Origin of the sequence: Micromonospora sp. NPDC048830 (genome assembly GCF_043198215.1) — a bacterium.
Taxonomy (GTDB): domain Bacteria; phylum Actinomycetota; class Actinomycetes; order Mycobacteriales; family Micromonosporaceae; genus Micromonospora.
In genome coordinates this window covers 76,924-84,129 of record NZ_JBICUP010000032.1, presented here as the reverse complement: position 1 = coordinate 84,129, position 7,206 = coordinate 76,924, and the positions used below count along the sequence as shown (strand labels likewise).

Annotated in this window: 9 protein-coding genes; 3 read left to right on the top strand and 6 right to left on the bottom strand. The window is 64.1% G+C overall.

Going from position 1 to position 7,206, the window contains the following annotated elements:
• Window positions 1-247 precede the first annotated feature (247 nt).
• On the top strand, window positions 248-790 hold the full coding sequence (cyaB, locus tag ACGFIZ_RS24385; RefSeq protein ID WP_393422800.1) for a class IV adenylate cyclase: 543 nt from the start codon (window positions 248-250) through the stop codon (window positions 788-790).
• Here the strand turns inward: cyaB and tmk are convergent.
• Genes tmk through ACGFIZ_RS24355 form a run of 6 tightly spaced genes read right to left on the bottom strand, consistent with a single transcriptional unit; the run spans window position 782 to window position 4,972 of the window.
• Complete coding sequence (gene tmk, locus ACGFIZ_RS24380; protein ID WP_393422798.1) at window positions 782-1,408, bottom strand: dTMP kinase; 627 nt, start codon at window positions 1,406-1,408, stop codon at window positions 782-784. The genes cyaB and tmk overlap by 9 nt on opposite strands.
• The gene (locus ACGFIZ_RS24375) at window positions 1,405-2,874 is read right to left on the bottom strand and encodes a B12-binding domain-containing radical SAM protein (protein WP_393422796.1); all 1,470 of its coding nucleotides are present in this window, start codon (window positions 2,872-2,874) and stop codon (window positions 1,405-1,407) included. The genes tmk and ACGFIZ_RS24375 overlap by 4 nt, the downstream gene beginning before the upstream one ends.
• Window positions 2,858-3,661, bottom strand: a complete 804-nt coding sequence (locus ACGFIZ_RS24370; RefSeq protein WP_393422794.1) for a hypothetical protein — start codon at window positions 3,659-3,661, stop codon at window positions 2,858-2,860. Before ACGFIZ_RS24370 ends, ACGFIZ_RS24375 begins: the two co-directional genes overlap by 17 nt.
• 51 nt (window positions 3,662-3,712) lie before the next feature.
• On the bottom strand, window positions 3,713-4,339 hold the full coding sequence (locus ACGFIZ_RS24365; RefSeq protein WP_393422792.1) for an ATP-binding protein: 627 nt from the start codon (window positions 4,337-4,339) through the stop codon (window positions 3,713-3,715).
• Entirely contained in the window at window positions 4,281-4,748 is a 468-nt protein-coding gene (locus ACGFIZ_RS24360; RefSeq protein ID WP_393422790.1) for a hypothetical protein, read from the bottom strand. Before ACGFIZ_RS24360 ends, ACGFIZ_RS24365 begins: the two co-directional genes overlap by 59 nt.
• 29 nt (window positions 4,749-4,777) lie before the next feature.
• Window positions 4,778-4,972, bottom strand: a complete 195-nt coding sequence (locus ACGFIZ_RS24355) for a hypothetical protein (protein WP_393422788.1) — start codon at window positions 4,970-4,972, stop codon at window positions 4,778-4,780.
• A 177-nt stretch (window positions 4,973-5,149) separates the two neighbouring features.
• On the opposite strand from ACGFIZ_RS24355, the gene ACGFIZ_RS24350 reads away from it, so the two are divergent.
• Together ACGFIZ_RS24350 and ACGFIZ_RS24345 are read left to right on the top strand one after the other, a co-directional pair.
• Entirely contained in the window at window positions 5,150-6,628 is a 1,479-nt protein-coding gene (locus ACGFIZ_RS24350) for a tetratricopeptide repeat protein (RefSeq protein ID WP_393422787.1), read from the top strand.
• Complete coding sequence (locus tag ACGFIZ_RS24345; protein ID WP_393422785.1) at window positions 6,625-7,146, top strand: NUDIX domain-containing protein; 522 nt, start codon at window positions 6,625-6,627, stop codon at window positions 7,144-7,146. Before ACGFIZ_RS24350 ends, ACGFIZ_RS24345 begins: the two co-directional genes overlap by 4 nt.
• Window positions 7,147-7,206 lie beyond the last annotated feature (60 nt).

Sequence of the window (7,206 nt, the reverse complement as noted above, 5' to 3'; positions counted from 1 at the left end):
GTGATCGGCGACTCCCACACGCCCACCGAATCACCCAATACCAAAAATGATCAACCGGCGAACGACATCAACTGCGTCGGTGGATCGAGGCTGAGAGGAGCGCGGACAGTAGGAATACGGCGCGGTCTTCTACTTGGGCCTTTGGCACAGTGAAATCTCGCAATCTCAGCTTCGGCGTGTCACATTGATGTCATCATTCGTTTGTGCAACGGTGTGCGGTCAGCTCGTACGCAACGACGGAGGCGCAGTGCGCGAGGTTGAGGTCAAATACCAGGTCCAGGACGCGGAGGCGCTACTCGTCGCGCTCAAGGCGCGTGGCATCGAGCTAAACGACCCGATCACCCAGGACGACCAGGCGTACACGCCCGAGGGCTGGTCGTACGGTGACGGCAAGCTCGGCGTGTCCTTCGTGCGTCTGCGTACGGTGGCCGGTCAGCACACCTTCACGCTCAAGCGTCCGGCCGAGAACGCGCTGTCATGCGACGAGTACGAGACGGCGGTAGCCGACCGCGAGCAGATGCACAGCGCCATCCTGGCGATGGGCTTCCGCTCTACGGTCCGCATTGTCAAAGTCCGTCGCACGGCCGCGCTGCCCGACCTCGAACTGTGCGTTGACGAGGTAGCCGGCCTCGGCACGTTCCTCGAGCTGGAACGCATGGTTGCCGACGACGTACCGGGAGAGGCGGTGCAGGCCGAGTTGGCGGCGTTCGTCGCTTCGCTGGAGATCGAGGCCACCCGCACGGACGAGACGTACGACTCCCTGGTCCGGGCCGCCTCGGCGTCAGCCTGACCGCTGCTCCAGCCGCTCAAGGACGGCATTGAGCACAACGGCCGCCACGGCTTCGGCTGGCTCGTCCGCGACCTCATGGTGAAGGACGGCCGAGCCAGCCTCCTGGAGTTGGTGCACGACCTCCCGGTAGAGCCGGTCTTCAACGGCGCGGGCTGCCGCCCCGCCAAGGTGGAACCGGCTGTAGACACCACGATCGGCCGCACGTTGCTCGGATCGTTTCGGCTCGCCCGTCAGCACCACCGTGAGGTCGGGTTCGTCGGCGTACTGGTTGAGCTGAGCCAGGAAGCCTGGCTCTACGCCGTCGATCCGTTGCAACACAAAGGATGTCGGCACGTAACGGTCGCAGACCACCACATAGCCAGCCCGAAGCGCAGGCCGGATGTCGTACTCCAGGTGGTAGTACCGATCCGCAGCCACGAGGCAGGCCAGCACCAATCCGCGGTACTCGTCGGTGCCCTGCCGCGCCAGCTTGCCGAGGGCAGAGTCAGACGGCTCCTTGGTGGCGACGACCGGGACGCCACGAGCTGCCAGCTCGGCCCGTATGTGCTCGACCACCGTGCTCTTGCCGACGCCGCTCGGACCTTCGATGACCACGAAGAACCCAGGCCCCTGGTTCATGCGGCCACCGCCGTCGAACGCTGGAACTGTTCGCGTGACAACTCGGTGAGGCGGGCGCGCACCTCGTCTACGGTGGCTTCCCCAAACTGGATGTTGACCGAGAAGTTGAACTCGTCGCGTCCACGCATGGCCTCATCGACGCCACCGGCCGTGAGGTCGACGGCCGTGTAGTCGAGAAGCTGCTGCGGGCTGTATTTCCCGCTTGCGATGAGCCGTTGCCACTCAGGCGTGCCGGGGTACGGCCGGAACTCGAAGACGCTGGCTCGGAAGCGGCCGGGCTGATGCGCCGTGATGTCCCACAGGTCGTAGACCAGACGTACGGTTTCCGCCAGCTCCTCGCGGGTCTCGGTTGGGAAGCCGAGAATGAAGTAGCCCTTGACCGAGATGCCGCGCTCCGTGAGTCGCCGGACGACCGAGCGCGTCATGTCGGCCGTGATGCGCTTGCCCATGTGCTTGAGCAGTCGCTCACTCCCCGACTCGATGCCGAGCGCCACCTCTCGGCAGCCGTTGAGCTTTAGCAGCTCCAACATCTCGTCACTCATGCGGTTCAGGATGTTGATACGGCCGGTGGCGTCCCAGACGTAGCGGTTGCCGATGCCCGTAGCCGTGAAGGCGGCCATGCAACGACGGATGAAGCGCTCGTAGCCGAGGAACAGGTCGTCGACGAAGCGGAAGGCCGTCACACCGTAGTGCGTGTGCAGCTCCGTCATCTCCTCGATGATGTTCTCTGGCATGCGGGTGCGGATGGTGATGTCCGGGTTGGCGCTCACGGCCGCGCCGCAGAACGAGCAGTCGTAGGGGCAGCCACGAGCCCCGACCATGTTGGCCTCTAGCCGCCCGTCGCCGGCGCGGTACGGGTCGTCGGTGAGGAACGTGCGATCTACGAAAGGCAGACTGTCGATGTCCGGGGCGAGGTGGTGCCCGGCGCCCATACTGCCGCCCGTGACCGGCGTGCCCATAATGGGATCGAGCCACATCACGCCAGGCAGCTCGGTGCGGTAGCGGCGGTCCTTTAGCAGCTCGGCTACTCGTGTCTCGCCTTCGCCCAGCACCAGCGCTTCGCAGCGGGCGAACCGCGGGTCGGTCAAGGTCTCAGTCGGCATGGCCTTGGCCTGGTGACCGCCGACCATGACGTTGATGGACGGATCGAGCCCTGACGCGATGCGGGCGCTGATCTCGTACGTCGGCGCGAGCAGGTTGAAGCCCGCCCAGCGCGGTGACAGCTTGTTGACGAGTTGCGCGGTCTGGTCGAGGCCGAGCCCCAAGGCTTCCGCGTCGACGACGCCGACGTTGAAGCCTTGGCGCTTGGCGTAGGTGGCGATGTAGCCCATGCCGAGCACGGGCAACGTAAAGTCGTTTACGCGAGGTCGAAGGCTGTAGTCGCGCAGAGGCGCGTTGATGAACAGGGCGTCGAGCGGATGAGCGAGGTCCGCGCCTGCTACGGCACGGTCAGCCGATATCTCCATGTTGAGAACCCCAAGCGAGCGTCAAGAGCGTGAGCGAGCTGAGATGTTCGCCAGCGAGCGCCCGCCAGGTCTGACCGAATGCCGGTTCATCGGCCGGCCAGTCGCTACCGGGTGCAGCTCGCTTGGCCCAGGTCCGCACCGCGAGATCGGCGTAGGGGTAGAGCGACCAGTCGTTACTCCAGTCGGCCACGGTGGCGTGCGCGGTCCAGGGACCAATACGCGGCACGGCTTGAAGTTCGGTAATGAGCGTGTCGGGCGCAAGCTCACGCCATTTCGCTCCGTGTTCCAAGTACGCCTCGGCAGCCGCCTTGAGCGGGCGGCGCTTGAAAGCCATACCGATGGAACTGAACTGGTCATCGCTCAGCCCGAGCACAATCTCTGGTGCCGGGAACAATGCATACGTGGTGCCGTCCGGGAGACTAACCTGCTCACCGTGTGCTTGGCAGAACGCTCGATACAGCTTCTTTGACTGTCCGGCACGAATAACCTGCCGGATAATCGACGTACCGATTGCATCCCACAGGTCGGCATTACGGAAGCGCACGACCGATCCAAGACCGCGCAGGGCGGCCGTCAGTTCAGGAACCGTGCTTAGCCCCTTCGACAGCGTGAAGACATCGCGTACCGGCTCGGCTCCGGTGCCACTCAGGAGGTCAAGGGTCAGCTTGCTCTCCTGGAGCGTGGCGAGCCAGCAGCCAGCGTCCAAGGCGAAGACACGCTGAACACGGCCGTCTGCATGTTGCCAGGCAGCGTGCTCGGTCATCACGAAGTCAAAGGCGTCGTGCATAGTGGTGAAGTCTCCGAACGGTTGTTTATAGCTTGGGATGAGTTCATTATCTCATGGCGCACCCTCCTCGGATTCACCGAGATTGCGAAGCCCGTCCATGACGCGCCGCAACATGTCAGGGTCATTCATAATCTCGATAGGCTGGACGCCTTTTGGCACGGAACCCCGGGTACGTCGGGGCAGTACGCGCGGTATCTCTTGGGTTTGGTCGAGTGAACTGCTGGGGCCTGACAAAGGCAGCTCGCACCATACAATCTTGCCTCCGGCGGGCGGGCGGTAGTAGTTCCATCGCTTCCCGAGTGAGCGCGTGAACGGGATATCGCCGCCTGTAGCCGTAAGCTCTGGATCGCTGTCGGCAACCTCAACAATGAGGTTGTCCCCTAAAATGAGAAGCCGCACCAAGATGATCTTTAGGTCGTCCAGTTCTGCCCAGCGGGGGTTTGGCTCAATAATTCCGGTGGTGCGGACAGCGCGCGTGACGAGTTCAGTCGTCAGCTTTTCGACCGGCTCAATAAGATGATCGAGCCGCCATGACTGGAGTGTGTACCTGGTGAAAAGTTGCGCGCAGACGGTGGCCGTTGAGAGCGCCGCGAGCTGCATTTCGCTGCGTACGCGAATCTCAGGGCGAGGAGGATGAGTCATGGCTACCTGCGCCGGTCGCTCTACCAGAGTCGTCATGGCGTTCCTCCGCTGGGGGTTGGTCCATTACGAAAACTCGTGCCCCGGTTTCCAGCTCAATGAGGGCGCGCATAGCCTGATGAACACCAGGAAATCTTGAGAAGTGGCAGAGAGATGGGATGAGGACACCGTCAACGCCGGGGCGACGAAGCGTCTCGGCCATCACAACAAAGCCGCTCCGGCCAAACTGGTCACTGATTCGTGCGTCGCGGTCGGTGAAGACGTCAGCCAGCGTGAACCCTTCACGCTCGGCGCACGCCGCAAGATCACGCATGAGGCAGTCGCCAAGCTCTTGCGGGTCGGCCGGGTTGAGGCGGACGTAGCCGTAAACAAGCGGTCGCATGGTTCGCAGCGCCCCTCCAGGAGGCACGTGGAGGGCCAGACCGGCGACGGCTTCGGGGAGCAGCATCGCCGGTCCGGCCGATTTGGGACGGACACTCACAGCAGCGCCAGGTTGTGGTCCGCGAGCCGGACGGGCTCGCGCGGCCAGTCAAGACCGCAGACGACGCACAGCCCGCCCACCGAGGCGTGCTCATGCAGCACTCCGACCGCAGTGCTGCATAGCCGTTGCAGCTCCGGCGGGAAGTGGTCAGCGGCGGGCAGTACGGCCGTACCCTGCTCTTGGCGGGTCATGGATGGTTCTCCCTGGTCGGGACGTGTCCGGTAACCCGAGAGTGCGGCGGCTGGGCCGTCCGGGGCATGATCGCGGGGGTATACGCGCCATACATGACATGTATGCGGTCCGCCACGTAGGGTGGCCAGGCCCTAGAATTGCTGGTCAGGATGCCGCCCCTGGGAGATGGGACGATCATGGACGCGAACCGCTCGGCGCGTTACTGCCGTTGCGGGACGCGCCTTGCCCGCGACAACAAGAGCGGCCAGTGCGCCCCATGCCAAACCAAGACGCGCGATTTCATCATTCAGCCGCCGGATTTGCCTGACGACTTCTGGGACACCGATCAATTTCGAGATGCTTTCGCCGTGCAGCACATCGGCCACGTTTCACGGGCGTATCGCAAGCACCCGCAGCACATTGCCGTGTACGGAAAGGATGGCGTCCCGCAAGGTGTTGTCGCCGGGTGGCTCGGCCTGACGCAGGCCCAAGTCAGCCGCATCGAGAACGGCGCCCCGGTCCGCCATCTTGACAGCCTGACGCATTGGGCGCGCACGCTTCGCATTCCGGAGCACCTACTGTGGTTCAAGCTGCCTGGTGAGCCGCCCGCCAATGGCGATTGCAGTACAGCCGAAGTGGGGAGGGTGGCTGTCCCCCGCCAAGCCTCGCCGCGGCCTGTACTGATTCAGGCTCAACCGCTCGGGCTGTCGTTGGGCGGCGGGACTGGCTACGTCGGTGCGATGCAGTCGTTCCGAGCAGCAGATCGCCAGGTTGGCGGCGGCCACCTCTACGCCACGGTGGTGAAGTACCTGCAAGCCGAAGTCGCGCCGCGCATGTTCGGAGTCGATCACGGCAGTGATGGACGGTTGGCGTTCGCGGCCGCTGCTGCCTTGACCGAGATGGCCGGGTGGATGGCTCACGACGCCGGACGTGACCAGGCTGCCGAACAGCACTTCGCGCGCTCTCTTGATCTGATCAAGCTCGGCAAGGACCGCCAGCTCGGCGTGCACATCTTGGCCAGCATGAGCCACCTTGCGCACCACCAGGGCAAGCCGGCCGAGGCCATCCAGTACGCACGGCGAGGCCGTGAGGCGCTGGCGCGTGGTCCGCGGTTGCCAGAACTCGAAGCTCGTCTTCTTGCGATGCAGGCCCGTGGCTTCGCCGCGTTGAGACGACCCGAGGACTGCACGCAGCTGCTCATCGAGGCGGAGCGGGTACTTGAAGCGCAGCCGGCCGAGGAGCGGTCGCCGTGGGTCAGTCACTTCGATGAAGGCTCGCTTGCGAACGAGGCCGCCCGGTGCCTGCGCCAGCTCGGTGACCTCGCTCAGGCAGAACGGCAGGCCGAGCGCGTCATCGAACTACGCCCAGGGGACCGCACGCGCAGCCGAGCATTCGGGCAGCTCATCCTCGTGACCGTGCTCATCGCCCAAGGCAGGCCCGACGAAGCCTGTGCGGTCGCTCAAGAGGTGCTGAACGCGACCCAGCAGCTCGGCTCCTATCTCGTCATCCAGCAGCTTCTTGATCTCAGGCGCTTGCTGGAGTCACACCGGGGTACTCCAGCGGTGGCCGAGTTCTTGGGTTGCCTCGATGAGGCGCTCAGGGAGCGGGTGTGGCTCTACCAGTGGCTTACACAGGACGGACGAAGCGATGGAACGGCGCTCGGGGAGAAATGGTGAACGCTGACGCTCCGCTGTATGAGCGCGACCCGGAAGCGTGGCAGGCGTACTTGGCAGAGGGTAACGCCAAGCAGCCACGCAAGCGCGTCAGCGCTGACGTTCTCCTCCGCGACCGTGAGGGGCATTTTCTCCTTGTCGACCCGCAGTACAAGCCGGACTGGGACATGCCCGGTGGCATGGCGGAAGCCAACGAGCCGCCGCATGAAGCCGTCCGCCGTGAATTGCGGGAAGAACTTGGCCTCGACATCCACGCCGCTGGGCTCCTGGTGGTCGATTGGGTGTCACCACATGGCCCTTGGGATGACCTGCTCGCGTTCATCTTTGATGGTGGCGAGTTGACCGACGAACAGATTGCCACGATCAAGCTTTCGGATGGCGAGCTGTCGGCGTTTGAGTTCTGCACTCCTGAGCAGGCCCAGGAACGACTCCGGCCATATGTATGGCGTCGGGTCGCCGTTGCCTTGGATGCGCTAAAGACGGGCCACGTGCAATACCTACTGGACGGCTATGCGCGCTGATCCGGTTTCTCGTCTAACTTGTAGCGGATAACGACCGTACCGGGTTCCATCTTGCGGAGC

Coding starts and splice junctions, on each gene's coding strand:
- tmk (WP_393422798.1), bottom strand. CDS start 1,408: ATGAACCAGGGGCCTGGGTTCTTCGTGGTCATCGAAGGTCCGAGCGGC.
- ACGFIZ_RS24375 (WP_393422796.1), bottom strand. CDS start 2,874: ATGGAGATATCGGCTGACCGTGCCGTAGCAGGCGCGGACCTCGCTCAT.
- ACGFIZ_RS24370 (WP_393422794.1), bottom strand. CDS start 3,661: ATGCACGACGCCTTTGACTTCGTGATGACCGAGCACGCTGCCTGGCAA.
- ACGFIZ_RS24365 (WP_393422792.1), bottom strand. CDS start 4,339: ATGACGACTCTGGTAGAGCGACCGGCGCAGGTAGCCATGACTCATCCT.
- ACGFIZ_RS24360 (WP_393422790.1), bottom strand. CDS start 4,748: ATGCTGCTCCCCGAAGCCGTCGCCGGTCTGGCCCTCCACGTGCCTCCT.
- ACGFIZ_RS24355 (WP_393422788.1), bottom strand. CDS start 4,972: ATGACCCGCCAAGAGCAGGGTACGGCCGTACTGCCCGCCGCTGACCAC.
- ACGFIZ_RS24350 (WP_393422787.1), top strand. CDS start 5,150: ATGGACGCGAACCGCTCGGCGCGTTACTGCCGTTGCGGGACGCGCCTT.